This is a genomic window from Aeromonas ichthyocola, from assembly GCF_046087985.1.
Classification (GTDB): Bacteria; Pseudomonadota; Gammaproteobacteria; order Enterobacterales; family Aeromonadaceae; genus Aeromonas; species Aeromonas rivipollensis.
The window spans coordinates 76,185-101,645 of sequence record NZ_JBJSWH010000003.1; the positions used below are offsets into that span (position 1 = coordinate 76,185).

The window sequence follows — 25,461 nt, forward strand, 5'->3', positions numbered from 1 at the left end:
TTTAACGACGGGAGGTGGCTCACAGAAAAATTTCAGCAGCATGATGCTTCATACAAACAGCAGACAAGTTCATATATGGCGCCATGCTTATGCTGATTTATGTGCATATTTATTCCGAAAGCCATGGTGTCCGGCCCGTCATGGAAGGGGCTGTCATTCTCTTGCGGGGTAGACCGCCCCGGGGGAATGAAGTGCCGCCAGGCGAGGGAAGGCGATCCCGGTTGGTCGGAGCCTAAAATGGGATTCGTTCAGGGTTGAAATTACGCAGCACGCCCCCTACACTGCCCGCCCCAAACAGCCTGGTAGAGAGGAGGATAGAAGATGAGAAGAGTCATTCTCACACCCTTGCTGGCCCTTGCCATGAACGGATGCGGGGGTGGAGAGGGCGGGAAAGACGATGCCATTCCCCCCACGATAACAACGTATTTCGAGGCATCCACCCAGAGTACCCAGGGTGGGCAGTTGAGCCCGGTCAGCCTGCGCCTAAGCGCCGGTGAGCAGGGCAGTTTCACCGTAGCACCCGACGCCGGTTATGTGTTGGCGCAGATTGCGGGTTGTGAGGGGACGCTGGACGGCCTCACCTATACCACGGGCCCCATGCGCGGCGATTGCCAGGTCTCGGCGAGCTTCACTCAGGAGACAGCCCCCGTCTATTTCGAGGCCACCACCCAGAGCAGCCAGGGTGGGCGGCTGAGCCCGGCCAGCCTGCGCCTGAGCGCCGGTGAGCGGGGGCGTTTCACCCTAGCGCCCGACGCCGGCTTCGTGCTGGAGCGCATAGAGGGCTGTGACGGCACCCTGCAGGGTCACGACTACATCACAGGCCCCATGGGCGCCGATTGTCAGGTGTCGGCTCGCTTCATCAAGCATGCCGCCCATGCCATTGCCCGTGAGGATCACGCCCTCGCCAGCGACGTGGAGCTGATCGCCCATGCCCGTGGCGCCATCGCCGACAGCGAGGCGCGTCGCACCGAATTGGTCCGCACCCTCTATCAGGGTCTGGGGGCCATCAGCTGGAACCCGAGCCACGACTCCATCACCTTCTCCAGCTTCCAACCCGAAAACACCGTGACCCTGCTTCCCTCCAACATCAATGGCAAGGGGGAGAGCGAGATCCGCGGCCTGGTGATGGTCTCCGAGCAAGATGACTATCGCCGGGCAGCCATGGGGGCGAATCTGTTTGCGGTGGATCGCACACCCCAGAGCGAGGCACTGCTCAAGGGTCTGATCGGCTGGCTGACCCGGGGGAGGGATAGTGATGACGATGGTCTTCGCATCCTGACCGCCCAGGTGCCGAGTCGCGCCGACAGCTGGTATTTCCCCCATAACGAGGGGATCCGGGACTGGCTCAAGGCCATGTATCCGGACGCGCACAGCATCAACCAGGCCGATGAGTGCGATTATCAGGCCCTCGGCGCCTGCATCGACCGCATGGCGCCGGATCTTATCGTGATAAGCGACCTCGATCGCCAGGGGCTGGGATACCAGGGCATAGCCCAGGCCATCGCCAAGGCGAAGGCCGCCGGGATCCCGCTGCTGCTCTCCAACTACCGGCGAGAGGCGAGCCCCTTGCTGGCGCCCCTCTATCTGGAGATGGGGCTGGTGACCTGGGGCAACTACTGGTCGAAGCTCAAGGTCAGCAATCTGGCGGCGAGCACCATCATGGCGCCAGATCCCCAGCTGATGGCGGTCGATACGCTGCTGAGCAACCTTAAGGAGGGGGAATTCAGCACCCAATGGCTGGATGCCTGCAGCGGCAACTTCCTCAACTGCGGCGGTGTCGATGAGTTCAATCTGCAGTTCAAGAGCGGCGCCGACTGGCTCAGGAATGCCGCCATCACCCTGGACAAGGCGGGGATCAGCCCCTTCGCCCGCGGCGGCTTGGCACTGTTGCCGGCCAGCCTGCTGCTGGCCGACAAATACCGCGCCGCCATCGATTACCCCATCGCCTGGGACGAGCATCAGGCCTGGCAGCGGGCGATGTTTGCCGACTGGCTGGTGAGCTATGCCCGTGTTCGCAACCTGGCCCAGCCGGATCTGGGGGAGTACGTCGTCGATCGCAGCCAGGTGTTCAAGGGAGATCAGGCCCATTACGCCTATCCCGCCGTCATCAGCGACAGCCGCCGCATCTCGGTGCCCTATTCCGGGCAGTGGACCTCGACGGGCTGGTATGCCCTGCCGGGGCAGCGTATTACCCTGAGTCGCACGGATACCGCGGATGTTTCCGCTACCATTCGGCTCAATTACCACAGACCCAACACCAACAGGGCCTATGAGCAGAAGGTCTATCGGGCGCCGCTGGAGTTGGCCAGCGGGCGGCTTCCTCTGAACAAGGGCGACAGCGTCAGCTTCACCTCGCCCTATGGGGGCCCTGTCTATCTCTATCTGGAGGGGGGAGACGGGGCGCTGCAAGTGGAGGTGACCGCCACCGGCGTGACCCGCCATCCAGCCATCCTGGACTTCAGTGATGAGCAACAGATCCGGGACTTCAACGAGCGGCTGGAGCAGACCGAGCTGCCCCATGTCGATCTCAGGGCCGATGGCGCCGAGCAGCATCTGCGGCGGGATCGCTTCACCGGGGCCATCGGGGGGACCATTGCCGACACCGATGCCCTGCTGGAGAGCATCTCCCGGGATCATATCAACAGCGTCTATACCCTGGCGGGCTTCAAGATCCAGGGCAAGCGCCTGGAGGAGTCGCTGCCTGACGAGGTCAGGCGCGCCTGTGTCGCGCTGCTGGGGGATCAGTGTCTCGACGAATCACTGCATACCCGCACTATCATCCAGCACGCCAACTACGACCAGAATGCCCATTGCGGGGTCGGCTGCAGCGGTAACCCCTGGGACTCTTCCGGCAGCATCAGCCCGACCGGTTGGCTGGACAATCACGAGCTGGGGCACAACCTGCAAACCCAGCGCCTGAATGTGCATTATGCCGCCGCCAGCGATGCCGACAACTGGCGCGGCTATGGCAGCCGGGCCGGGGAGAACTCCAACAACATCTTCCCCTATGTGGTGAAGTGGCAGGCCCACTATCTGCGCGACGGCAACCAGGCGCCCATCAAAGATGGTCACATGAATCACAAGGATCTGTTCTACGCCTTCATGTCCGACGCGGCCGGGGTGAAGGATAAGAGCGGCAACCGGGTGGTGCTGGGGGCCAACTGCAAGGTGCTGGATGCGGGGGAGAGCCGCTACGAGGCGCCCTGGCAGAGCAATGCCTATGCGATCCACAACGGCTATCGCATGGCATTTTATATCCAGATGGCGCTGCGCGCCCACGGCATGAGGCTGGCGGATGGCACCCGCCTGAGCAACGGCTTCAATATCTTCACCCTGCTCTACCAGCATTCACGGATCTTCGGCGCCGTTGCCGACAACGAGAGCGACTGGAATGCCAACAGGGACAGGCTCGGCTTTGGCCTCTTCCCCTTCCAGGGGCATGGGGTCTATGGCGGCAAGCAGGTGAGAGACATACCGGGCAACGATTTCATGCTGGTTGCCCTCGGCAGGCTAACCGGCCTGGACTGGCGCAGCCACTTCGATCTGCTGGGTCTGCGCTACTCGACGCTTGCCGCCGCTCAGGTGCAGGCGAACCAGCCCTCGGGCGTCCTGCCCATGGGGATGTACGTGCTGGAGGACGATCTCCCGCCCGCCAACATGAGCGAGGGGCTGACATTCCTGCCCCTCTCAAGTACGGATGGCAGCACCCTCTGGCCTCGCGACCAGGGATCGCCGGCCAGCTGTCCTGTTCCCTAATAAAGAAAAAACGCCCTCAGGGGCGTTTTTTCTTGGCCAGCACAGGCTTGTCGGCCGCAGAAGGCGGGCTTAACTCGCGTTGAGCCTCGTAGCCCTGCGGGGGGACTCAGGTCCTCAGCAGGCCGAGAAAGGCCTTCATGGCCGGGGTGACGCTGTGCTTGCGGGTGATGAAGGCGATGGTGCCGGCGCTCGCATCGACCAGGGGTTGGCAGGGCAGTTTGAAGAGCTGATGGGCGGTGGCGGCGATGCCGGCACTGACCACGGCGCAGCCGAGGCCGTGGCTCACCCCGTTGGCCAGGTGGAACAGGGAGTCGGTCTCCAGCACCACCCGCAGGCTGAGCTGCTGGCGGGCGGCGGCCTCGTCGAAATAGCGACGAAACTGCATGGTGGCGCTCGGCAGTATCAGGGGGAGATCCTGCAAGTCCGCCAGCCTCAGGGGCTGGCTCGGGGAGAGGTGCGGGGGCAGGGGCCCCAGCAGCGCCATGGGATTGGGGTGGCGCAACTGGACGTCGAGGGCGCGGCGCTGATGTTCGGTGAGCAGCTCGTCAAAGCCGAGGCCGATGTCGGTCTGGTGCAGATCCAGCTGCTCGAGCAGGGTGGCGTGGGTCATCACTGACAGGCGCAGGCTGACCTTGGGGAAGGCGTCGTTGAAGCGCTTGAGCAGTGGCATGATGTCGATGCTCGACTGGGGCACCATGCCGATGCGCAGGACCCCCGAGAGGGCGCCGCCAAACAGGCTCAGCTCCTGGCGCATGGCGTCCTGCTCCAGCAGCATGCGCTCGGCGTGGCGCAGCACCACTTCCCCCGCCTGGGTCAGCGCCACGAACTGGCTGTTGCGCACCACCAGCTCGGTGCCGAGGGATTTTTCCAGCGCCGTGATGCTGGCGGACAGGGTCGGCTGGGTGATGAAGCAGGCCTTGGCCGCCTTGGCGAAGTGGCGGTGCTGGGCCAGCTCGTAAAAATAGTGCAACTGCTTGATGTTCATCGAAGAGGAAGCGCCTGGCGTGGAGGATGGCTGACAAAGTTAATCAATCGACATCGTAATGGCAATAGAGGTTTTCTATCGGTGAATAGATTTGTTTCATTGGTTTTGGGGGAGCGACTTATCTAAACTTGAGGCCCGAATACACGTTATAAGCGTCTCGCATGATCCCATTCAATTCACGGTTGCCCAGGCTGGATGAGCTGGTGGAAGAGGTGGCCGTGTCCGTCAACATCAATGGCATCAACCACGCCGTCATGATGGCCACCCCGGATGATCTCGACGACTTCGCCATCGGCTTCCTGTTTGGCGAGGGCATCATAGGGGGCAATCACGATGTGCACGACATCCAGATCACCCCCTCGGAGCACGGCGTGGTGCTCGACATCACCATCGCCAACCGCTGCCTGGCTGCGCTTGGCCAGCGCAAGCGTCGCCTGGCCGGGGCGAGCGGCTGCGGTATCTGCGGGGTGGAGGCCATAGAGCATGCGCTTCCCGAGTTGACCCCCCTGACCCCGGGCGCCCCCTTGGATACCGCGCGTCTGCGGGACTTGCGGGAGCGCATCGCCCCCTGGCAGAGCAAGGCTCGCCAGAGCGGCGCCCTCCATGCCGCCCTGGCACTGAATGATCGCGGCGAGATCCTGGCCTGCCGGGAAGACATAGGCCGCCACAATGCCCTGGACAAGCTCATCGGCATGCAACTGCGCCAGCCCGCGCAGGCCGCCACCCTGGTCATCACCAGCCGCTGCGGCAGCGAACTCATTCACAAGGCGGTGCAATTTGGCGCCGCCCACCTCATCAGCCTTGCTTCTCCCAGCCAGCTCGCGGTACGACTGGCCCTGAAATACAACCTGACCCTCATTCATGTGCCCAGATCCGATGCCCCGGTCTGCTATGCCAGCCCCCGCGCCCAGGATCAGTTCGGAGACTCCCATGTCCAGTCATATTGAGAAACCGGCCAAGGCCGGCGGCTTTTCCTCCCTGCAGTCCACCTTCAAGCGGGTGCTGCAGAGCCAGAAGACCCGGCAGAACATCAAGAACCTGCTGCGGGTCAACCAGACCGACGGCTTCGACTGCCCGGGCTGCGCCTGGGGGGACAACAAGCAGGGGGCCTTCCAGTTTTGCGAGAACGGCGCCAAGGCGGTGGCCTGGGAGTCCACCGGCAAGACGGTGGGGGCAGCCTTCTTTGCCGAGCATTCGGTGCGCCGCCTCTCTGCCCAGAGCGACTATTGGCTCGAGTATCAGGGCCGACTGACCGAGCCCCTGCGCTACAACCCGGCCAGCGATCATTACGAGCCGATAAGCTGGGACCAGGCCTTTGCCCTCATCGCGGAAAAGCTCAAGAGCCTGGCGAGCCCCGACGAGGTGGAGTTCTACACCTCGGGCCGCGCCAGCAATGAGGCCTCCTACCTCTATCAGCTGTTCGGCCGTCTCTATGGCACCAACAACTTCCCGGACTGCTCCAACATGTGCCACGAGGCGAGCGGGGTGGGGCTCATCCAGTCCGTCGGGGTGGGCAAGGGCACTGTGGTGCTCGATGACTTCGACGCCGCCAAGGCTATCTTCGTCTTCGGCCAGAACCCGGGCACCAACCACCCGCGCATGATGAATGCCCTGCGCAAGGCGGCGCGCCAGGGCTGCCAGATAGTCACCTTCAACAACTTGAAAGAGGTGGCGCTGGAGCGCTTCGCCAGCCCCCAGAGCCCGGCGGAGCTGCTGACCCCGGCGGCCACCCGCATCAGCCACCAGTACCTCACGCCGAAACTTGGCGGTGACATGGCGGCGATTCGCGGCATGGCGAAATACATCCTGGAAGAGGAGGGGGGCCGCATCGATCTCGCCTTCATCGAGCAGCACACGGCGCACTTTGATGACTATCTTGCCAAGGTGAAGGCCACCGACTGGGAGCAGATCGAGGCGCAATCCGGGCTCAGCCGGGAGGAGATCGTCCAAGCGGCCAGGATCTTCGCCCAGAGCGAGAGCGTGATCAGCTGCTGGGCCATGGGGATCACCCAACACAAGCACTCGGTCGACACCATCCGCGAAATCGTCAACCTGCACCTGATGTGCGGTCAGCTCGGCAAGCCGGGGGCGGGGCTCTGCCCGGTGCGCGGCCACAGCAACGTGCAGGGCAACCGCACCATGGGGATCAACGAGAAACCCAACGCCGCCTTTATCGACCGCCTGGAGCGCCGCTTCCCGGTGGGCCTCAAGCGCACGCCGGGGCACAATGTCTACGAGGCGCTCAAGGCCCTGCACGGCGGCAAGAGCAAGGTGCTCGTCTGCCTTGGGGGCAACCTGGCAGCTGCGGCGCCGGACACCGACTTCACCTATGAGGCGATGCGCAAGAGCGAGCTCAACGTGCAGATCAGCACCAAGCTCAACCGCAGCCATCTCATGGTATCCAAGGATGCCCTGATCCTGCCCTGCCTCGGCCGCACCGAGCTCGATCTGCAGCGCAGCGGCATCCAGAAGATCACCGTGGAAGATACCTTCAGCATGGTGCACGCCTCCACCGGCATGAACGAGCCGGTCTCGCCGCTGTGTCTCTCGGAGATCGACATAGTCGCGCGCATGGCCGAGGCGACGCTCGGCAGCGAGCGGGTGGACTGGCTGGCCCTGCGGGACGACTACGCCCTGCTGCGCAACCTCATCGCCGAGACCATAGCCGGCTTTGACGACTTCAACCGCCGCATCGAGGAGCCCAGCGGCTTCCACCTGGAGAACGGCGCCGCCCTGCTGCGCTGGAATACCGCGAGCGGGCGCGCCGAATTTCGGGCGAGCCGCTTGCCGGACTCCATCCTGCCCGAGTGCACCAGCCACGCGGAGCAGATGGTGGGCGAGCCCGTGCTGCTGCTCCAGAGCCTGCGCTCCCACGATCAGTACAACACCACCATCTATGGCATGGACGATCGCTACCGCGGCATCAAGGGGCGGCGCAACGTGGTCTTCATGAACGAGGAGGATGCCCGTCGCCTGGGGCTGGCCGAGGAGCAGCAGGTGGACATGACCGCCATCTGCAACGACGGGCGCGAGCGGGTGGTGCGCGGCTTTAGCGTGATCTTCTACGAGATCCCCAGGGGCAACATCGCCGCCTACTACCCGGAGACCAACCCCCTGGTCGCCATCGACAGCATAGGGGAGGGATCCTTCACCCCCACCTCCAAGTCGGTGCCCGTGCTGGTGACGCCGACCCGGGCGCCGGTGACCAGCCTCGCCGTCAATCTGTAAGCATCCGCGCTCCGAACCCCTGCCCAGGCAGGGGTTTTTTCATGCCCGCTATTCACCAGGCCCTCTCGTTTGCCGAAGCTGTACGGCGATTGTATGGCGCACCATCTTGCTGTGGTCGGGGTCGGGGGATGCCGCTATGCTGCGGCCCTCTTCCGGCCCCTGATGCAGGGCGGCCGGCAACCTGAACCCCGACGTGCCTGCCGAGCAGGGTGGCCCAGCGCCGCCGGTTTGCCGTGCGCGATCCTGTGCGGAACCCACACATGCGCAATGCAATCTCCCCCCTGATGGCCGGCCTGGCCTTTATCCTGGCGGCCAGCCCCGCGATGGCGGCGGATCCCGCCAAGGAAGAGGCGCAGACGCGCCGTGACGAGCGAAAGGCAAAGGCGGCCAAGGAGGGCGAGCGCTCCCCCTGGCTGTTCGTGCCCCTGCTGAGCTCCAGCCCCAAGCTGGACACGGCGGCGGGTCTGATGGTGGGTTATCTGCACCAGTTCGATGAGGGCTCGCGCCCCTCCCTGTTCACCCTGTCCGGCAAGTACACCACCTCGGCGTCCCTCATCACCAGCGCCTTCGCCAAGACGTCGTTCGGGGCGGATCACCACCGCATCGTCGGTGGCGTCATCCTCGGCGACATCAACAACAGCTACCAGGATTACCTCGGCACCGGCCGCGCCCTCGAGACCAACGACAACTTCCGCTCCGCCTTCCTGCGCTACCTCTATCGGGTGGAGGGGGACTGGTTCGTCGGCGGCATGGCGGCCTACTCCAACTACGAGGTGCAGGGACAGGATCTGGAGTCGGATCAGATCCTGGACGAGCTGGGGCTGGAGGGGTTCACCTCGGGGGGGCTGGGGCTGGTGGTGCAGCACGACTCCCGGGACAGCGACTTCAGCGCGACCAGGGGCTGGTATTTGAACGTCAACAACCTGGCCTACCGGGAAGGGCTGGGGGGAGAGGGGGACTTTGACATCTATCGGGTCGACTATCGGGGCTACTGGAGTCACGGGGATGGCAATGTGCTCGCCTGGCGCAATCGCAACCAGTTCTCCCACAACGCGCCAAGCGGCTCCTATTCCCCCATCTACCTGCGTGGCTACACCCCGGGGGAGTACCTGGGTCAGCACATGTCGGCGCTGGAAGTCGAGGAGCGCTACCAGCTCGCCGAACGCTGGACCCTCACCGCCTTCGCCGGGGTGGCCTGCCTCTACGGCGACGCCGTGAACGGGGAGTCCCTCGACTGTGGCGACAGCGACAACATCTATCCCGCCTGGGGGGCGGGGGTGCAGTACCTGCTCAAGCCGGAGGCGGGCATAGTCGCCAACCTCGAGTATGCGATGGGCAAGGACGACAACGCGGGCATCTACCTCAAGATGGGCTACAGCTTCTGACGCCGGGCCTCAGGCGCCGGCCACCACCACGCAGTTGCGGCCCCTGTGCTTGGCCTGATAGAGCGCCTTGTCCGCCTGCTTGAGCACGGCACCGAGATCGCTGGCATCCCCTGGCCAGTGGGCGACCCCGAGGGAGATGGTGATGCCCCCGGCCTGCTCCATCTCGTGGTTCGCCACCGTCTGCCGCAGTCGCTCGGCGATCCGCTGCGCCTGCACCAGGGAGACCCCGGGCAGCAGCAGCAGGAACTCCTCGCCGCCGCTGCGGCACAGGGCGGCATCGGCGCGCAGATCCCGCTGCATCAGGGTCGCCAGGGCGACGATGACGGCGTCCCCGACGTCGTGGCCGAAGCGGTCGTTGATGGCCTTGAAGTGATCGATATCGAGGGCGATGACCGCCAGCGGCCGGGCCTGCGCCTGATAGTCGTCCAGCATCTGCTGCATGGCCCGCCGGTTGAAGAGGCCCGTCATGGGGTCTGTGTGGCTGTCGGTGTGCAACTGGTCAATCTTGGTGTTGAGCAGCCCCAGCCCCTTGAGGATGGCCTGCTTGAGCTGGGCCGCCTCGAAGTACCAGGCGCGGATGCTGGAGATGTTGGAGGCCGCCTCCTGCTGATCCATCAGCCTGGCCCTGTTGGCCAGTTGCCGCAGAGGTCGGGAGATGATGGTGGCCGAGAGCCAGATGACGAAGAGGATGAAGAGGGTGACCGGGATCATCCCCTTCAATATGTCGAGCATCTGCTCATCCAGCCCGGCCAGGGTGGCGCTGCGGGGACGCTGGGCCACCACTCCCCAGCCCGCACCGGCCACGGGGGCGAAGCCCGCCAGCATCTCGGTTCCCCGGGAGTTGAGCACGGCTTGCGCCCCCTGCCGCCCCTGCAACACCTCGTCCACCACCACATTGTCACTTATCTTCTGGCCGATGCGCTTGGGGTTGGGGTGGTAGATCAGGGTCTTCTGCCGGTCGACCACGTAGAGATAGGAGCCATCCTGGTAGTAGTGCTGGCCCAGCAGGCTGGAGAGCACGCTGGCGGATTCCAGGTAGATGGTCCCGGCGACATAGCCGAGGTAGCGCCTGTCCGTCGAGAACACCGGATAGGAGAGGCTGATGAGGTAGTTGCCCGAAAGGGAGATAAGAGGGTCCGAGATGGTCGGCTGCTGGTTGGCGAGGGTCTGGCGGGCGCTGCGGGAGCTGAGCTTGGCCCCCTTCACCTTCAGGGTCTCGGGGGAGACGGCGACTATGGTGGACTCGGTGTTCACGACGGCCACCGAGTTGAAGGTGTTGGTGCGCTCGCGCAGCTGGGCCACCTCCTGCTCCAGCCCCGCGATGTCGTTGGCCTGCAGCTGCGGCGCCAGCAGGGTGGCGCTGTAGGCAAGCTGCCCTTGGGCCGCATTCAGCATGGCCTCGGCGGAGGCGGCCAGCTTGGTGGCATAGACACGGTTGGCCTCCAGGGTACTGTCGATCAGCAGCTGTCGCTGTGCCTGATGGATGGCGTAGAAGCTGTTGCCGAAGGTGGCCAGCACGCCGAGCACGGCCAGGGCCAGGATGAGGCGATGGAGATCAAACCTCAGCAGCCAGTGAGATAGCATTGGAGAAACGAGTCCTTGTCGGTTGGCGCCGGGCGCCGGAGCCATGGTGCAATTTTACGGGGGCTGGCTGCGCAAAAGCTACCGTTAATGTGGTTCTCGAACGATGCCGTGTCGTGAATGACAGCCATGGCCGCGTCATGTTCCTGCACCGCCCTGATCACCCAGGGCGGTGAGGGCGGGATCACCGAGCTCGGCCACCGTCTGCCAGAAGGGGGCTATGAGGGGGTTATCCCCTCCCGGCGGGCGAATGAGCCCTATGATCCAGCTCGCCTCGGCCTCTTCCAGGGGCAGGGTGATGACGTCCGGGTGCTCTATGGTGGTGGAGGAGGGCACCAGGGTCCAGGCGATGCCCGCCGCCGCGGTGGCGATGCCGGCGGCGAAGTCGTTGACATACTGGATATCCCCAAAGCGCAGCCCGCTCTGGGCCAGGTAGTGCACGAACTGATCGTGGAAGGAGGGGGCCTTGTCCCGGCGCAAGATGGCGAGCGGCTTGTCCAGCAGATCCGAGAGCCCCGTGACCCCCTGGTAGCCGGCGGGCAGCACGGCGACGAAATGGGCGCGCACCACGGGCAGCACCTGCCAGCCCTTGGGAGCGGGCAGGCGGCAGAAGCCGAGATCCAGCTTGCCTTCACTGAGCGCCAGCAACTGGTGATGGGTGGAGAGATCGTTGAGCTCTATGCCGACCCCGGGGCGGCTGGCCCGAAAACGGGCGATGGCCGCGGGCACCAGCAGCTTGGTGGCGACCCCGAAGCCGATGCGCAGGGTGCCGCCATTGCCCGCCAGCACGTCGCGGGCGGTGCGACCGAGCTGCTCGCTCTGGGCCACCAGGGCGCAGGCATCCCCGTAGAGGGCGCGCCCGAGGGGGGTGAGCCGGGTGCTGCTGGCATTGCGCTCGAACAGCTCGCCGCCAAATTCCCCCTCCAGCCGCCGGATCTGCTTGCTCAGTGCCGACTGGGTGATGTGCTGGCGCGCCGCCGCCTGACCGAAGTGCAAGACCTCCCCCAGGGTGACGAAGGCCTTCAGATCTCGCAACTCCATCACGACTCCTTCATTCCTGCTTGGAATATTGAATGGCAAAAATTGTCATTGGACGGAATTCTAGAACTGTTCGATGCTGATGCCAATTCGTTTTGACCCCCGCCCATGCCCCAAGGGGAAAGGCGGCACCATCCTCAAGCAGCAGGAGACAAGCCAGATGCACCATCCCAAGTTCAACGACTTCCCCGCGGATTTCCTCTGGGGGGCCGCCTCTGCCGCCTACCAGGTGGAAGGGGCCTGGAACGAAGACGGCAAGGGCCCCTCGGTGTGGGATCTCTTCACCAAGTTGCCGGGCAAGACCTTCGAGGGCAGCAACGGGGACGTGGCGGTGGATCACTACCACAGGGTGGAAGAGGACGTGGCGCTGATGGCCGAGATGGGGCTCAAGGCCTATCGCTTCTCGGTGAGCTGGCCACGCATCTTCCCAAGCGGGCGAGGTGAGGTGAACGAGGCGGGGCTCGCCTTCTACGAGCGGCTCATCGACGCCCTGCTGGCCCACGGCATAGAGCCTGTTCTGACCCTCTACCACTGGGACCTGCCCCAGGCCCTGCAGGACGAATACGGCGGCTGGGAAGACAGGCGCATCATCGAGGACTTCGAGCGTTACTGCGTCACCCTCTATCAGCGCTTCGCCGGCAAGGTGAAGTACTGGGTCTCCCTCAACGAGCAGAACTACAACCTGACCAACGCCTACCAGCTCGGCACCCATCCGCCCGCGGTGCAGGACAGGACGCGCTTCTTCGCCGCCAACCACATCGCCTTTCTGGCCAACGCCCGGGTGATCAAGGCGTTCCGTCAGCATGTGCCAAACGGCCTCATAGGCCCGAGCTTCGCCTATTCCCCGGCCTATCCGGCCTCCTGCGCCCCGAGCGACATGCTGGCGTTCGAGAATGCCGAGGAGTTTACCAACCTCTGGTGGCTGGATGCCTACTGCTTCGGCCGCTACCCCCAGGCGGCGCTCGCCTACCTGAGAGAAACCGGCGAGGCCCCCGAGATACTGCCAGGGGATCTCGAGTTGCTGCGCGAAGGCACCCCCGACTACATAGGCGTCAACTACTACTACACCCTGACCTTCACCGACAATCCCCTCGGCGGCCAGACCATGCAGCGCATCAACACCACGGGGCAGAAGGGCACAACGCCATCGAGCGGTGTCCCCGGTCTCTACAAGACCACCCCCAACCCGCACCTGGAGACCAGCAACTGGGACTGGGCCATAGATCCCACCGGGATGCGCATCGCCCTGCGCCGCCTCTCGTCCCGCTACGGCCTGCCGCTGATGATCACCGAGAACGGTCTCGGCGAGTTCGACAAGCTGACCACGGACGGCCGGGTGCAGGATGACTACCGTATCGCCTACCTGCACAGCCACCTGAAAGCCTGCCAGGAGGCGATGCAGGACGGGGTCGAGCTCATCGGCTACTGCGCCTGGTCCTTCACCGACATCCTGAGCTGGCTCAACGGCTACCAGAAGCGCTACGGCTTCGTCTATGTGGAGCGCGACGAGCAGGGGGGATCCTTGCGCCGCATCAAGAAGGAGAGCTTCCACTGGTACAGCCAGGTGATCGCCTCCGGTGGCAAGACGCTGTAAAGCGTTGACTTAAGGCGCGGGCGCATGGCGCCGCCCCAATGCAAAGGCCCCCTCGGGGGCCTTTTTCGTGGCTTTTTCATGGCGGCGTGCAAGCCTTTGGCGCCCATCCCGGCCTAGATAAACATGCCCCCCGAGGCCTCGATGCGCTGGGCGGTGATCCAGCGGTTGTCATCGGAGAGCAGGGCGGCGATGACACCGCCGATGTCGTCGGGCTGGCCGACTCTCCCCAGCGCTGTCTGGCTCGCGAGGAAGGCGTTGACCCCCTTGTCGTCGCGCACCACGCCGCCGCCAAAGTCGGTCTCGATGGCACCGGGAGCCACCACGTTGACGGCGATGCCGCGGGGGCCCAGCTCCTTGGCCAGATAGTGGGTCAGCACCTCCACGCCCCCCTTCATGGCGGCATAGGCGGCGTAACCCGGCATGGCGAAGCGGGTGAGGCCGGTGGAGAGGTTGATGATGCGCCCGCCATCACGGATAAGCGGCAGCAGCTTCTGGGTCAGGAAGAAGGTCCCCTTGAAGTGGATGTTGAGCAGGGTGTCGAACTGCTCCTCCGTGGTCTGCTCGAAGCTGGCATGAATGCCGATACCGGCGTTGTTGACCAGGTAGTCGAACTGCGGCCGTTGCCACTCCCGGGCGAGCAGTTGCTTCACCTCCTCTGCGAAGGCGACAAAGGAGGCGCTCACCCCCACATCCAGCGCCAGGGCATGGGCCTGGACCCCGAGGGCCTGAGCCTCTGCCACCACGGTGGCCGCTTCGTCGGCCTGGCTGCGGTAGGTGATGATGAGATCCACCCCCTTGGCCGCGAGGGCGAGGGCGCTGTGTTTGCCAAGGCCACGGCTGGCGCCTGTGATGAGGGCTATGGGTCTGGTCATGGTGTGACTCCTGTGGGTGGCAAGGGCTCGGTGCGAGCCGACCGGATCACTGTATTGTTCCTTTATTGCCGGATAAATAGCGTGATAATGAAATCACTGTTCCGTTTGAAGAGACAATCAGGCCATGGATCAACTGGATGCGATGAAATTGTTCGTGCGGGTCGCCGAACTCGAGAGTTTTACCCGCTGCGCCGAGCAACTGGGCATTCCCAAGGCGACCCTCTCCGCCGCCATCCGCCGGCTGGAGGAGCGCATGGGCACCCGGCTCTTGCTGCGCACCACGAGACGGGTGCAGCTCACCACGGATGGCCAGCTCTGCTACGCCAGGTGCCGGGATCTGCTGGCGGACATGGAGGAGTTTGACGGCCTGTTTCGCCAGGGGGGTCAGATCTCGGGGCAGTTGCGGGTAGACATGCCAAGCCGGATGGCCCGCCATCTGGTGATCCCGGCGCTGCCCGCCTTCCTGGCCCAGCACCCCGACTTGCAGCTGATGCTGAGCAGCACGGACAGGCGGGTGGATCTGGTGCGCGATGGCTTCGATTGCGTGGTGCGGGTCGGGGCGCTGGAGCCCTCCAGCCTGGTGGCGCGCCCCTTGGGTCACTATCGCCAGATCAACTGCGCCAGTGCCGCCTACCTGGCCCGTCACGGGGTGCCGCAGACCCTGGCGGATCTGGCCGGGCACCGGCTGGTCCATTATGGGTCGGGGCAGGGGCGCAGCGAGCCGGGCTTCGAGTACCAGCAGGCGGATGGCAGCCGCGCCCTCTTGCCGATGGCGGGGGCCCTGATGGTCAACGACAGCGAGACCTACCTGGCGGCGGCGCTGGCGGGGCTTGGCATCATACAGATGCCGAGGGTAGGGGTGGAGGGGCTGCTCGGGCGCGGCGAGCTGATAAGCCTGCTGCCCCGGTGGCAGGCGCCGCCGCTCCCCATCCACGCCCTCTATGCCCATCGCCGCCAGCTGGCGCCCAGGGTCCAGCTCTTCATCCACTGGCTGGCGGACCTGCTCGCCGGGGCCCTGGCCGGGGAGTCAGAGCCGGCTGCGCCTTGAGCGGTATTCGCTGGGGGAGAGGGCGAACGCCTCCTTGAAGAAGCGGGTGAAGCTGCTCTGGCTGGCAAACCCGAGGCGCCCGCCCACCTCCTGCAGCTGCAGGCCGGGATCCTGCAGCAGGCGGCAGGCCTCCTCCCTTCTCACCTGCTCCAGCAATCCTGAGAAGTGGCACCCCTCCTCGCGCAGGTGGCGGTTGAGGGTCCAGCGGGTCAGCCTGAGGGCCTCGCAGATCCCCGCCAGCAGGGTGGGGGGGAGTCGACGCTCTCCTGCCAGAGCCGCTGGCGGATGAGCCCGAGCACCCGCTCCCTGTAGTGGCTGCTCGGGCGCAGCAACCGCATCTGGCCGTCGAGCTCCCCCAGCAGCAGGGGTTGCAGGGGGCCGTTGCAGCCCCCCGTGGGCGAGATCGAGCAAGGCCGCGGGGAAGCGCAGCTCAAAGGCTTCTCCCCGTTGCAGCCGATCCCCCAGCCAGGCCCCCAGCTCGCGCCACAGCCTGGGCCGCACCGGGGTGGGCAGCACCAGCCGGCCCTGGCCGGGGTGGTAGAACTGCAGCAGGGCATAGAGGTGACCGAGGTTGGCCAGGCTGCTCATGGCGATCACGTCCGGGTGATCGGACTCCGAATGGTAACTGAGCCTGGCCTGTCCCTCTTCTTCCCGCAGCAGTATCCGATCGCACTCGCCGATGAGGGGGCGGTAGGCGAGGAAGAAGTGCAGGGCCTGGCGCAGGGTGGCGGCGTTGCAGCAGAGGCTCGCCAGCGGCAGGTAGTCGGCGAAGAGCCCCGAGAGCGAGGGGGGCGACCACTTGTGGGCCATGTCCACATGGGGGGCGACCTGGGTCAGCAGCCGGAAGTGGCGCTGGGCGTCGATCCGCCCCTGGGGGAGCAGCAGCTCTTCTCTGGCAATCCCGGCACCTTGCAGGAGCTGGGCCGGATCCCGTCCCTGTCTCTGCCAGTGGTTGAGGCAGTGTAGTGCTATCCGGTTGGAGACTGTCTTCACGGCGAAAATCCTTGTCGGCGGTGGCCCACCATCATCCGCCATTGGCCATGAATTGCCGTGAGCCAGGTTCGGCTTCATGTTTCAGAAATGTAACCAAGGGTAACCCTGCAACCCTTTTCACACTTTTCGAACGTGCTCCCAACCGGCAATTCCCTGCACCCGCAGGGCAAGTGAGGCGGGCCGATTTTGCATAGAGTGGCCACTCCTACACACACATGGAAGATAACAATAATGACATATCCCCCCTTCGCTCTGACCCGTCTCACCCTGAGCATGGGCGTCCTGCTGCTGGCAGGGTGCAATGGCAACGACTCCAGCCCCAAGCCGGAGCAGCCCACCCTGGGGCACCGCACCGTCAGCCTGATCGAGCAGGATGGCCTGCAATTCAAGGATCTCGATGGCAGCGGCGCCCTGACCCCCTATGAAGACTGGCGCCTTGGCGCCGCCGAGCGGGCCCGGGATATGCTGGTCAGGCTCTCCCTGGCAGGCTCTCCCTGGCCCAGAAGGCGGGCCTGATGATGCACGGCACCCTGGTGCTGAACGCAGACGGGCGGGTCAACCTCACCGCCATGGACAAGATGCTGCGCGAGGATGGCGTCAATACCTTCATCACCCGCATGGCGGGGGATCCGGCGGCCATCGCCGACGACAACAACCGGCTGCAGGCCCTGCTGGAAGGGGTGGGGCTCGGCATCCCCATGACGGTGAGCACGGATCCCCGCAACCACTTTACCCATGATCCCAACGCCACCAGCATAGGCGCCGGGGCCTTCTCCCAGTGGCCCGAGACCCTGGGGCTCGCCGCCATCGGCGATGCCGCCCTGGTGCAGCGCTTTTGGCGACATCGCCCGTCAGGAGTACAGGGCCGTCGGCATTCACGAGGCCCTCTCTCCCCAGGCGGATCTCGCGACCGAGCCGCGCTGGGGCCGCATCAACGGCACCTTCGGTGAAGACAACCTGCTGGCCAAATCCCTGGTCAAGGCCTACATAGAGGGCTTCCAGCAGGGGAGCGACGGCATAGGCAAGGAGAGCGTGGTCACAGTGGTCAAGCACTTCGCCGGGGCCGGTCCCCAGAAGGATGGCCTGGATGCCCATAACCCCTGGGGCAAGGAGCAGGTCTATCCCGGCGGCCAGTTCGCCTATCACCTGGTGCCCTTCGAGGGGGCCTTCGAGGCCAAGGTGGGGGCCGTGATGCCCTATTACGCTCTGCCCGAGGGGCTGACCCATGAAGGTCAGGCCATCGAGGAGGTGGGCTTTGGCTTCAACCGCCAGATCCTCACCGACTTGCTGCGGGGCCACTTCAAGTTCGACGGCGTGGTGCTGAGCGACTGGGGCATAGTCAACGACTGCAACGCCCGCTGCGAGCAGGGGCTGAGCCAGGATGAGGTGACGGCGGGGGTCAGCCCCTGGACTGTGCCCTTTGGCATGTCCTGGGGCGTGGAGAAGCTCACCAAGGCCGAGCGCTACGCCAAGGCCATCGACGCCGGGGTGGATCAGTTTGGCGGCGTGGAAGATCCCGCCCCCCTGCTGGCGGCGGTGCAGAGCGGCCTGGTAACCGAGGCGGCGATCACCACCTCGGCCGAGCGCATCCTGGAGCAGAAGTTCGCCCTGGGGCTGTTCGAAAACCCCTATGTGGATACCCAGGCTGCGGTGGCCCTGGTGGGCAAGGCCGAGTTCCAGCAAGCTGCCCAGGCCGCCCAGGCGGCGTCCCATGTGTTGCTGAAGAACGAGGGGGCCCTGTTGCCGCAGAAGGCGGACGGCAAGCGGGTCTACCTGCACAACGTCAATGCCGAGGTGGCCGCGGCCAACGGCTATACGGTGGTGACGGACCTGGCCCAGGCCGATCTCGCCATAGTGCGGGTCAATGCCCCGGGTGAGCAGGATCCCCGCTTCCCGTTCGGCAGTATCCACTTCGGTCAGCTCGGCTTTGCCAGCGCAGATCAGGTGGTGCAGGAGACGGCCCACGAGGGGATCTATCGCGGGGCGGACGAGTACGCCGCCATCCAGGCCGTCGCGCAGGCCGGGGTGCCCATGGTGCTCTCCGTCTATCTGGACAGGCCCGCCATCCTGACCGAGGTGGCACCGGCGGCGCAGGTGCTGCTGGCCAACTTCGGGGCCCTGGATCAGGCGCTGTTCGACGTCATCAGCGGCAAGGTCAAGGCCAGCGGCAAGCTGCCCTTCGAGCTGCCCTCCAGCTGGCAGGCGGTGCAAAACCAGCACCCGGACGTGGCGAAGGACTCCGCGAACCCGCTCTACCCCTATGGTGCCGGTCTGGCCTATTGAGGGCGAGCCCGACATCCATGATCACCAAGGCGCCTGCGGGCGCCTTTTCCATTGCCGCCATCGACAATCCCGGTTTGGCGCAAGGGGCTGGCTTGGGCATAATGACGCCCCATCAGGGTTGCCGCGCCTCGCGACCGCGAGAGGCGGGTGCACCCAGCAAGCGCGCAGAGGAGACAAGATGAAATTTATCGGAGCCCACGTCAGTGCGGCCGGCGGGGTGGAGAACACCATAGCCCGCGCCCAGGCTATCGGGGCCAACGCCTTCGCCCTGTTCACCAAGAACCAGCGCCAGTGGCAGGCGGCGCCACTCTCCGAGGCCAGCATCCGCGCCTTCAAGGCGGCCTGCGACAAGGGGGGCTTTAGCCCCGAGCAGATCCTGCCCCACGACAGCTACCTCATCAACCTGGGCCACCCGGATCCCGACGCCCTCGCCAAGTCCCGCGACGCCTTCCTGGACGAGATCAGGCGCTGCGAGCAGCTGGGGCTCTGCTATCTGAACTTTCACCCCGGCAGCCACCTCAAGCAGATCCCCGAGGCGGCGAGCCTCAAACTGGTGAGCGAGTCCATCAACTGGGCGCTGGAGCGAAGCCAAGGGGTCACGGCGGTGATAGAGAACACCGCCGGCCAGGGCACCAACCTCGGCTGGTCGTTCGAGCACCTGGCCACCCTGATAGAGGGGGTGGAGGACAAGAGCCGGGTCGGGGTCTGCTTCGACACCTGCCACGCCTTCGCCGCCGGTTACGATCTGCGCACCCCCGAGTCCTGCGCCGCCGTGTTTGCCGACTTTGACCGCATCGTGGGCTTTGAGTACCTCAAGGGGATGCATATCAACGGTGCCAAGTGTACCTTCGGTAGTCGGGTCGATCGTCACCACAGCCTGCGGGAGGGGAACCTGGGGGAAGCCGTGTTCCACCACATCATGAACGATCACCGTTTCGACGGCATTCCGCTTATCCTCGAGACCATAGACGAGACGATCTGGAGTGACGAGATACGCTGGCTGCGCAGCCTGGCCAGGGCCTGAGCCGCAGGGCTGCCTGAACAGAGGCCGGTGCCGCGCCTTCCCCCGCCATAAGGGGGGAAGGGCATTACCCATACGAGGAGACGAGATGCAATCACAGGGAACCGCGCCACTGCTGCGCTGGGGGATAGCCGGGGCGGGAGCCATCGCCAGGCGTTTTTGCCGCGACGTCAATCAGTACGCCAGGGGCGGGCGCGTGGTAGCGATCGCCGCCCGGGATCAGGGGCGGGCCGACGAGTTCGCCCGTGAGCTGGGGTTGGGGCTGGCCTATGGCAGCTATCAGGCCCTGGCCGAGAGCCCCGAGGTGGAGGCTGTCTATGTGGCGGTGATCCACCCACAGCATGCCGCCCTGATCAGACAGATGCTGCTGGCGGGCAAGCACGTGCTGGTGGAGAAACCGGCGGTGACCCGGGTGGCGGATTGGGACGCCCTGGTGGCCCTCGCCCATGAGCGCGGCCTGCTGCTGCTCGAAGCCATGAAGGTGATGTGCTTCCCCGCCATGCGGGCCCTGTTGCAGCGGTTGCCCCTGCTGCCCGCGCCCCGCAGCCTGCGGGCGGCGTTCGGCTCGGCCCCGCCTCCGGTCGGCAAGCTGTTCGATCCGGCCCTGGACGGCGGCGCCGCCTGGGATGTGGGGGTCTATCCGCTCTGGCTCTATGCCGCCTTCTGCGAGCGGCTGGGGCTCGCGACCCAGGCCCCCGAGGTGGCGCTGGACAGGGCGACGGGGGAGGTGGATCTCGCGGCCCGCTTCAGCTTCGGCGGCCCCTTCTCGGCGGAGCTTGGCGCCTCCATCGTCGAGGATCTCGATCGGGATGCCTGGCTCTCGGGGGAGGCGTGGACCCTGGTCATCGAGGGCAAGTGGTGGAATCCCCAGCACATTCGCTGGCAGGGGGATACGCCGCCTGCCGCCTGGCCGGCGGACATCTACCTGCCGGTACAGGGGGGCGGCATGCAGCACGAGGCGGATCACTTCGCCGATTGCCTGCGCCACCGGCTGCTGGACTCCCCCTGGGTGCCCCACGCCCTGACGCGGCGGGTGCTGGGCTGGGTCGAGGCGGGGTTGCACCGGGGAGGCTGACGGCGCCGCACGCTGTCTCGCAAGAGATCCTCGCAACACCTTTCTTGAACAACAGAGGGCGCCACGGCGCCCTCTGTTTTTGTTTTAGGGTGACCCTAGGCTCAGGGAGCGGGCAGGGTCTGGGCGCGGCAGAAGGAGAGGAAGCGGCGCAGGGCCGCGGAGTGGAACTTCTGCTTGTGCCAGACGAGGGAGAGCTGGCGGGGGAAGGTCTGGCTCGGGGTGAGCGCCACCAGACGGCCGCTGTGCAGGCGATCGGAGACAGCGAGGCGGGAGATAAAGGAGATGCCGAGCCCCTTCTCCACCGCCAGCATCACCGCCTCCAGGGTGTTGAGCTCGAGCCCCGCCTGCCAGCGCGGCAGCCTGGGCTGGATCTGCTGCTCGAACTGCTCGCGGCTCCCTGACTGGGGCTCGCGCAGTACCCAGGTTTCGCCTGCGAGCAGGCGAAGGGGCAGCTCCAGCTGCCCGGCCAGGAGGTGCTGGGGCGGGGCTATGATCAGCATCTCGTCTTCGAGCCAGGGCTCGCTCACCAGATCCGGGTGATGGTTCTCCCCCTCGATGAGGGCCAGATCCAGCTCGAAGTGGGCGAGGGAGTGGCACAACAGGTGGGTGTTGGCGATGGTCACCCTGGGGGCGGATCCCAGCTCCTGGGCGCCCCCCGCCAGCAGACTGGGCAGCAGGTAGTTGCCTATGGTCTGGCTGGCCCCCAGGCGCAACTGGCCGCTCGGCTCGGCGTCCGGGCCAAACAGCTGCTCTATCTCCTGCATCCGGGTCAGCAGCTCCTCGGCGGCCGGTTGCAACAGTCGCCCCTCGTTGTTGAGCTGAAGCCTCGGATGCACCCGATCGAACAGCGGGGTGGCGAGCTGGCGCTCCAGCTCCTGCAACGACTGGGAGACGGCCCCCTTGCTGAGGCAGAGCTCGCTGGCCGCGCCCCCCAGGTTGCCGTGGCGGGCTATGGTGGCGAACACCTTGAGTTGTTGCAGGGTCAGCTTCATGTCGTTTGATTTTCCTAAACGCTTAGTTCAATTCATTTAGATATCGTAAACGATAGACCCTCTTTATCCTATGCACATCGTCATCAACAAGAGGGTACCAGGTCATGATCGCACGCACCCGTCGCTCCCTTGCCGCCGCCCCGACCCCCATGGCCGGGCTGGCACTCGGGATCGCCAGCCTCGGCTGGTGTTGGGAAAATGCCGGTCAGTTCGATGGCCGCCTGCAACTGCTGGGGGCCGCCATCGCCGCCGTGCTGCTCCTCGTCCTCACCTTCAAGTTCCTGCTGCACCCGCGTCTGCTGTGGCAGGATCTCGCCCACCCCGTGGTGGGCAGCGTGGTGCCCACCTATGCCATGGGGACCATGGTGGTCTCCAAGGCGGTGGGGCTGCTGGCCCCGACCCTGGGCCAGGGGCTCTGGTTGTTTGCGGTGATCATTCACCTGGTGTTCCTCGCCACCTTCGTCTGGCACAGGGCCAAGGCGTTTGAAATTCACCACATGGTGCCGAGCTGGTTCGTGCCGCCGGTGGGGATCATAGTGGCCGACGTCGCCTACCCGGGTGGTCCCTTCGCCGTCCTGGCCAATGGCCTGCTCTGGTTCGGCATGGCCTGCTACGCCCTGATGCTGCCACTGATGCTCTATCGCCTCATCTTCAGCCACGAGGTGCCGGATGCCGCCAAGCCCACCATCGCCATCCTGGCGGCGCCTGCCAGCCTGTCGCTCGCCGGCTACCTCACCGTGAGCCAGGATCCGTCGCTGCTGCTGGTGGCCGTGCTGCTGGGGATAGCCGTGCTGATGACAGGCATCATCTACCTGGCCTTCATCAAGCTGCTGCGCCTGCCGTTCTCGCCGGGCTATGCCGCCTTCACCTTCCCCCTGGTGATAGGCGCCACCGCCCTGTTCAAGGTGGGTCACCTGCTGTCGCAGTGGCCAGAGGCGGCCCACTATGCGGCGCAGATCAACCAGCTGGCCTATCTGGAGCTCGGTGCGGCGACCCTGATCGTCGGTTATGTGGCGCTGCGCTACCTGATGTTCTTCCTGCCGCTGGGCCAGGTCGGCATGCTGGAGCAGCCCCTGCGCCGCTAAGGTCGCAGCCGGTCTCGACCAAGAGCAGACCCCGCCTGGCGGGGTCTGTTGCATCCGGGGCCGGTACAAAGCGTGAGCAGCGCCCACTGCCTGGGGATCAGGGGGCGCTGTCAATCCGTGAAAAGGCTCAAATTGTCGCTCATTCAGGCGATATTAAGGTGGTTTTCACTGGTATTACCTGTCAGGATTGCCGCAATTGCCCACTTCTACTGTTTGATAGTACCCATGTCCTCCCAAGATCCCGTGTTTGACTCCGCATTCCAGACCCGTTTGCTGCACCCGCGTTACTGGGTGAGCTGGCTTGCCCTCGGCGTGCTCGGCGTGCTCGCCTATGTGCCGCCCCGTTGGCGTGACAAGCTGGCCGACGCCCTGGCGCCCCTGGTGCTCAAGATCTCGAAAAAGCAGGTCTATATCGCCAGAACCAACCTCGCCATCTGCTTCAAGGAGCAGAGCGAGGCAGAGCGGGACGCCATACTGATGACCTCGATCCGGGTCGGCCTCAAGAGCCTGCTGGGGTTTGGCGAGTTCACGGTGCGCAGCCCCGAGTACCTGATGAAGCGCATCCAGGTGAGCGGATGGGAACACATCGAGGCCGAGCAAGCCGCCGGTCGCCCGGTGATCCTGGTGGTGCCCCACAGCTGGCCCATCGATGCGGCGGGCTACTACTTCTCCCAGCGGGGCCTGCCCATGTGCACCATGATGAAGAGCGCCCGCAACCCTGTGTTCGACTGGCACATCAACCGCGAGCGGGCCAAGAATGGCTGCCGCGTTTACGAGCGCAGCGCCGGCATCAAGCCGGTGATCAAGGCGGTGAAATCCGGCCTGAGCTTCTTCTACCTGCCGGATCAGGATCATGGCCGCGAGGAGCATCTTTCGCCCCCTTCTTTGGCTATCCCAAAGCGACCCTGCCTGCCTTGCCCCGTCTGGTGCAGGTCAGTGGCGCCAAGGCGGTGCCGCTGCTCGCCTGCTATGACGAAGCGAACCACTGCTACCGGCTGGAGATTGAGGCACCGTTCGACAACTATCCCACCGAGGATGTGATGGCCGATACCTGTCGCATGAACGACATGGTGCAACAGCAGCTGATGCGCCATCCGGGCCAGTACATGTGGTTCCTCAAGATCTTCGATACCCGTGAGGATCAGGAGGGGCTCGGATGGCCGTTACGAAGAGGGGATCCAGCGGATCCGCCAGGGGTTGCCACCCCAGGGCTAACCCAGAATTTGGATTGATTGAAATGGCCCCAGTGGGCCATTTTTTATGATAACTAGTCTGATCAGTGCCTTGCAGGTCGATGGCCAGCCTGCTCAGGGTAGAAAAAATGTCAGGATAACTACAATAACCGTTTGTTTTTTGATGACGTGATGGTCGCCATGTCTGCTTTCGATCCGGTATTTGATACCTCATTTCATATCCGCCTGCTGCATCCCAAATGGTGGGGCAGCTGGTGCGCCTGGGCCTGCTCCCTGCTGGCATTTACTCCTGCGGTTGAGGGATCGCTTTGCCGACCTGGTCTCACCGACCTGATGCGTTTTTCGAAAAAGCAGGCCTATATCGCCGATACCAACCTCAAGATCTGTTTTCCCGAGCTGGATGCGGCTGATCGGCGCTGCTGCTCAAATCGATCCGGGTCGGGCTCAAGACCTTTATGGGCTTTGGCGAGCTCAGCTGGCGCAGCAAGGCACGGCTGACCCGTCGCATCAAGGTTACCGGCTGGGAGCATATAGCAGGCCGAGCTGGCCGCGGGCCGCCCGGTGATTTTGGTGGTGCCTCACACCTGGGCGGTGGACATGATAGGCCGCTACCTGACCGATGAGGGGGTGCCCCTGTGCACCATGATGAAGAGCCCCAAGGATCAGGTGTTCGACTGGTATATCAACCGCGAGCGCAGCAAGGGCGGGCGTGTCTATGAGCGCAGCGTCGGCATCAAGCCCGCCATCAAGGCCCTGCGCAGCGGCGACAGCTTCTTCTATCTGCCGGATCAGGATCATGGCCGGGAGGCGAGCATCTTCGTGCCCTTCTTCGGCCACCCCAAGGCGACCCTGCCGGCCCTGCCCAAGCTGGTCAAGCTGACCGGCGCCCGGGCCGTGCCCATCCTGGCTTGCTATGACGAGGATCTGGGCTGCTACCGGCTCGAGGTGGAGCCGCCGTTCTACCCTTATCCCACCCAGGATCTGGAGGCAGACGTCAACGCCATGAACCGCATGGTGGAGCAGCAGCTCGGCCGCTTCCCCGAGCAGTACATGTGGTTTCTCAAGATTTTCGAGACCCAAGCGGATAACGAAGGGGAGGATGGCCTCTACGAGGAGGGGATCCGGCGCATCCGCCAGGGGTTGCCCCCCGAGCCTTGAACCACAGGGCTCCCTTGCGGGTCGTTTTGACAGCCAGTGAGAGGCGGTTGGGGCAGGGCACACCAGGCCACCCTCGGCAAGGGGCCGGCGGGGGACCAAAGCGGGGCCCTGTCGCCCTGTCTGGCCTACCGCCACGCAAACAAGGTGCAAACAAGGTGCAAATAAGGTAAAAGG

At 64.9% G+C, this 25,461-nt stretch carries 18 protein-coding genes and 2 pseudogenes; 14 read left to right on the top strand and 6 right to left on the bottom strand.

From position 1 onward, the window contains the following. Positions 1–462: 462 nt before the first annotated feature. Positions 463–3,756 (top strand): ImpA family metalloprotease, encoded by a 3,294-nt coding sequence (locus tag ACF2JD_RS09090; protein ID WP_440987240.1) that lies wholly within the window; start codon positions 463–465, stop codon positions 3,754–3,756. A 106-nt stretch (positions 3,757–3,862) separates the two neighbouring features. Here the strand turns inward: ACF2JD_RS09090 and ACF2JD_RS09095 are convergent, their stop codons facing one another. Then, the gene (locus tag ACF2JD_RS09095) at positions 3,863–4,741 is read right to left on the bottom strand and encodes a LysR family transcriptional regulator (protein WP_111912071.1); all 879 of its coding nucleotides are present in this window, start codon (positions 4,739–4,741) and stop codon (positions 3,863–3,865) included. Between the two features lie 161 nt (positions 4,742–4,902). Here ACF2JD_RS09095 and fdhD point away from each other — a divergent pair, with 161 nt between their 5' ends. The 3 genes from fdhD (at position 4,903) to ACF2JD_RS09110 (ending at position 9,354) form a co-directional block, all read left to right on the top strand. Then, positions 4,903–5,688 carry a formate dehydrogenase accessory sulfurtransferase FdhD gene (fdhD, locus tag ACF2JD_RS09100; RefSeq protein WP_440987241.1) on the top strand — a complete coding sequence of 262 codons (786 nt, stop codon included), beginning with the start codon at positions 4,903–4,905 and terminating at the stop codon, positions 5,686–5,688. Next, positions 5,672–7,969, top strand: coding sequence for an FdhF/YdeP family oxidoreductase (locus ACF2JD_RS09105; RefSeq protein WP_440987242.1), 2,298 nt, complete (start codon positions 5,672–5,674; stop codon positions 7,967–7,969). The genes fdhD and ACF2JD_RS09105 overlap by 17 nt, the downstream gene beginning before the upstream one ends. Before the next feature lie 260 nt (positions 7,970–8,229). Beyond that, positions 8,230–9,354, top strand: a complete 1,125-nt coding sequence (locus ACF2JD_RS09110) for a hypothetical protein (protein ID WP_440987243.1) — start codon at positions 8,230–8,232, stop codon at positions 9,352–9,354. Positions 9,355–9,363: 9 nt separating this feature from the next. Here the strand turns inward: ACF2JD_RS09110 and ACF2JD_RS09115 are convergent, their stop codons facing one another. Together ACF2JD_RS09115 and ACF2JD_RS09120 are read right to left on the bottom strand one after the other, a co-directional pair. Beyond that, positions 9,364–10,938, bottom strand: a complete 1,575-nt coding sequence (locus ACF2JD_RS09115; protein WP_440987244.1) for a diguanylate cyclase — start codon at positions 10,936–10,938, stop codon at positions 9,364–9,366. Positions 10,939–11,073: 135 nt separating this feature from the next. After that, entirely contained in the window at positions 11,074–11,976 is a 903-nt protein-coding gene (locus tag ACF2JD_RS09120) for a LysR substrate-binding domain-containing protein (protein ID WP_440987245.1), read from the bottom strand. Between the two features lie 157 nt (positions 11,977–12,133). Between ACF2JD_RS09120 and ACF2JD_RS09125 the strand changes: the two genes are divergently transcribed. Next, positions 12,134–13,567: a family 1 glycosylhydrolase gene (locus ACF2JD_RS09125; RefSeq protein ID WP_440987511.1), complete on the top strand. Its 1,434-nt coding sequence runs from the start codon at positions 12,134–12,136 to the stop codon at positions 13,565–13,567. A 113-nt stretch (positions 13,568–13,680) separates the two neighbouring features. Here ACF2JD_RS09125 and ACF2JD_RS09130 read toward each other — a convergent pair whose 3' ends face one another. Next, positions 13,681–14,439: an SDR family oxidoreductase gene (locus tag ACF2JD_RS09130; protein ID WP_440987246.1), complete on the bottom strand. Its 759-nt coding sequence runs from the start codon at positions 14,437–14,439 to the stop codon at positions 13,681–13,683. Between the two features lie 124 nt (positions 14,440–14,563). Between ACF2JD_RS09130 and ACF2JD_RS09135 the strand changes: the two genes are divergently transcribed. Then, positions 14,564–15,487 (top strand): LysR substrate-binding domain-containing protein, encoded by a 924-nt coding sequence (locus ACF2JD_RS09135; protein WP_440987247.1) that lies wholly within the window; start codon positions 14,564–14,566, stop codon positions 15,485–15,487. Here the strand turns inward: ACF2JD_RS09135 and ACF2JD_RS09140 are convergent. Next, on the bottom strand, positions 15,467–16,480 hold the full coding sequence (locus ACF2JD_RS09140; protein ID WP_440987248.1) for a helix-turn-helix domain-containing protein: 1,014 nt from the start codon (positions 16,478–16,480) through the stop codon (positions 15,467–15,469). The genes ACF2JD_RS09135 and ACF2JD_RS09140 overlap by 21 nt on opposite strands. Positions 16,481–16,711: 231 nt before the next feature. On the opposite strand from ACF2JD_RS09140, the gene ACF2JD_RS09145 reads away from it, so the two are divergent. The 5 genes from ACF2JD_RS09145 to ACF2JD_RS09165 all read left to right on the top strand — a co-directional run bounded on the left by ACF2JD_RS09145 (position 16,712) and on the right by ACF2JD_RS09165 (position 20,859). Continuing rightward, positions 16,712–16,996 (top strand): hypothetical protein, encoded by a 285-nt coding sequence (locus ACF2JD_RS09145; protein ID WP_440987249.1) that lies wholly within the window; start codon positions 16,712–16,714, stop codon positions 16,994–16,996. Further along, on the top strand, positions 16,996–17,430 hold the full coding sequence (locus ACF2JD_RS09150) for a hypothetical protein (protein WP_440987250.1): 435 nt from the start codon (positions 16,996–16,998) through the stop codon (positions 17,428–17,430). Before ACF2JD_RS09145 ends, ACF2JD_RS09150 begins: the two co-directional genes overlap by 1 nt. Then, the gene (locus ACF2JD_RS09155) at positions 17,354–18,763 is read left to right on the top strand and encodes a glycoside hydrolase family 3 N-terminal domain-containing protein (protein WP_440987512.1); all 1,410 of its coding nucleotides are present in this window, start codon (positions 17,354–17,356) and stop codon (positions 18,761–18,763) included. Before ACF2JD_RS09150 ends, ACF2JD_RS09155 begins: the two co-directional genes overlap by 77 nt. A gap of 178 nt (positions 18,764–18,941) precedes the next feature. Then, positions 18,942–19,787 (top strand): deoxyribonuclease IV, encoded by an 846-nt coding sequence (nfo, locus tag ACF2JD_RS09160; RefSeq protein ID WP_408864543.1) that lies wholly within the window; start codon positions 18,942–18,944, stop codon positions 19,785–19,787. An 85-nt stretch (positions 19,788–19,872) separates the two neighbouring features. Further along, the gene (locus ACF2JD_RS09165; RefSeq protein ID WP_393938210.1) at positions 19,873–20,859 is read left to right on the top strand and encodes a Gfo/Idh/MocA family protein; all 987 of its coding nucleotides are present in this window, start codon (positions 19,873–19,875) and stop codon (positions 20,857–20,859) included. A gap of 101 nt (positions 20,860–20,960) precedes the next feature. Here the strand turns inward: ACF2JD_RS09165 and ACF2JD_RS09170 are convergent, their stop codons facing one another. Further along, positions 20,961–21,851, bottom strand: coding sequence for a LysR substrate-binding domain-containing protein (locus ACF2JD_RS09170; protein WP_440987251.1), 891 nt, complete (start codon positions 21,849–21,851; stop codon positions 20,961–20,963). A 104-nt stretch (positions 21,852–21,955) separates the two neighbouring features. On the opposite strand from ACF2JD_RS09170, the gene ACF2JD_RS09175 reads away from it, so the two are divergent. The 3 genes and pseudogenes from ACF2JD_RS09175 to ACF2JD_RS09185 all read left to right on the top strand — a co-directional run bounded on the left by ACF2JD_RS09175 (position 21,956) and on the right by ACF2JD_RS09185 (position 25,287). Beyond that, complete coding sequence (locus ACF2JD_RS09175) at positions 21,956–22,936, top strand: TDT family transporter (RefSeq protein ID WP_440987252.1); 981 nt, start codon at positions 21,956–21,958, stop codon at positions 22,934–22,936. A 225-nt stretch (positions 22,937–23,161) separates the two neighbouring features. Then, positions 23,162–24,151, top strand: a pseudogene (gene lpxM / locus ACF2JD_RS09180) (lauroyl-Kdo(2)-lipid IV(A) myristoyltransferase). 158 nt (positions 24,152–24,309) lie between these two features. Then, positions 24,310–25,287 (top strand): annotated as a pseudogene (locus ACF2JD_RS09185) (LpxL/LpxP family acyltransferase). Positions 25,288–25,461 lie beyond the last annotated feature (174 nt).